Here is a 1,710-nt window from a genome sequence, read left to right as displayed (position 1 = left end):
GGGTGCCGGAGGCAGCGGCGGCGGCGAGCCGGTAGCCGGCCAGGCCGAGGGCGTGCAGCAGCCGGGGGTGGGCCGGGTCCTTGACCAGCAGCTCCCGGTAGACCTCCCAGGCCTCGCGGTGGCGGCCGTCGAGGGCGGCCTGGTGCGCCTCGTGCTCGGCCAGCAGGACGAGCGCACCGGCCGCCCGCTCGCGGCCCGGCAGCTCGCGTCCGGGGGCGAGTCGGAGCGCCTGGCGCAGGTCGACGGCGGCCGGGCCGAGCCGCCCGGCCGCGAGGGCGGCGCCCGCCCGGCGGACCAGGACGGCGGCGCGGGCCGTCCCGGCGTCCGCGGGCAGGCCGGCCAGGGCCTCGTCCAGCCGGCCGAGTTCGGCGCGCAGCAGGGCGAGGTCGAGCCGGACGGGCGCGGCGGCGGCGCCCTCGCCGAGCGCCTCGGCCCAGCGGGCGAGCACGGGTTCGGCTTCTTCTGGGGTGCCGGCCCGGCGGGCGCAGTCGAGGACGGCGCGCAGGGCGGGGGCGGCGCAGCGCACGCAGCGGGCCGAGCCGGCGGCCTCGGGGGTGTGCTGGTGGTCGGTGCAGGCCTCTCGGCCGCAGCCGCCGCAGGTGCCTGCGGCGGGGCGGTCGCAGAGCGCGCAGTCGCCGGTGGGCGCCGCGCCCGCCGCCGTGCCCGAGGCCAGGAAGTACCGGTACCAGTCCAGTGCGGCGGCCCAGTTGCCGGCCCGTTCGGCGAGCAGGGCGCGCAGCCGGGCGGTCGCCGGGTCGCCGGCCGGGTCGGGCGGGCCGAGCAGGGCGATCGTCCGGGCCGGGCGGCCCGCCAGCAGGGCGACGGCGGCCAGGTGGTAGCGGTCGCGCAGGCCGCTGCCGGCGTCGAGCAGGGTGGTGACCGGCTCGGGGGTGCCCTCGGCCAGGGCGAGGGCGGCCCGCAGCCGGGCCTGGCGGTGGGTGAGGGCGCCGGGCAGGGTGTCGGCGAGGGCGAGCGCGGCGGCGGCGCGGCCGCGCGGTTCGGCGTGGTCCCGGCCGGTGACCAGCAGGTGGGCGGCCTCGCGCAGGGCTGCTTCGCGCAGGGCGGCCCGGTAGCCGGGGGCGGCCGGGTGGTCGGCGGTGGCCTGCTGCCAGAGTTCGCGGGCGGCCGTCGGGTCGGTGGCCAGGCGGGTGCGGGCGAGCCGGTCGCGGGCCAGGGCCCGGCGGGGGCCCAGGTCCTCGTCGTCGAGCGACTCCCAGCGGGCGAGGGCGCCGGCCGGGTCGTCGGCGCGGGCGCGGGCGAGGCCGTGGTGGAAGGCGGCGACGGCGGTCCAGCGGCTTCCGGGTTCGGTGTCGGCCTCGGCGCGCAGGATCGGCTCGGCCTGTTCGGCCTGGCCGGCGGCGAGCAGGGCGGCGCCGAGCCGGACCCTGGCGGGGCGCCAGTCGGGTGCCCCGTCGAGGCCGGCCCGGTAGTCGGCGGCGGCCTCGGCGGGGCGTTCGGCCCGCTCGTGCACCAGGGCGAGGCCGAGCCGGGCCGGGGCGAAGTCGGGCCGGACGGTCAGGGCGGCGGTGAACTGCTCCCGGGCCGGTTCGTCGGCGCCGAGCAGCAGGGCGAGCCGGCCGAGGGCGTAGCGGGGGCGGGGGTCGGTCGGGCTCTCGCCGGCGGCGGCGGCGAGGTCGGCAGGATCCGGCAGGCAACTCGGCCGGATCCCGCGGAGTTCGGTCGGCGCAGGGCCGTGGGTGGCGTGGCTGG

At 81.9% G+C, this 1,710-nt stretch carries 1 pseudogene; it reads right to left on the bottom strand.

What is annotated here, in order from left to right:
- A pseudogene (locus ACIQOV_RS40405) lies at positions 1-1,710 on the bottom strand (hypothetical protein); the annotation flags it as partial.

Origin of the sequence: Kitasatospora sp. NPDC091257 (genome assembly GCF_044757675.1) — a bacterium.
In the GTDB taxonomy this organism is placed as follows: Bacteria; Actinomycetota; Actinomycetes; order Streptomycetales; family Streptomycetaceae; genus Kitasatospora; species Kitasatospora lactacystinica.
Note: the sequence above shows the minus strand (reverse complement) of the source record. Positions and strands in the feature narration are given on the sequence as shown.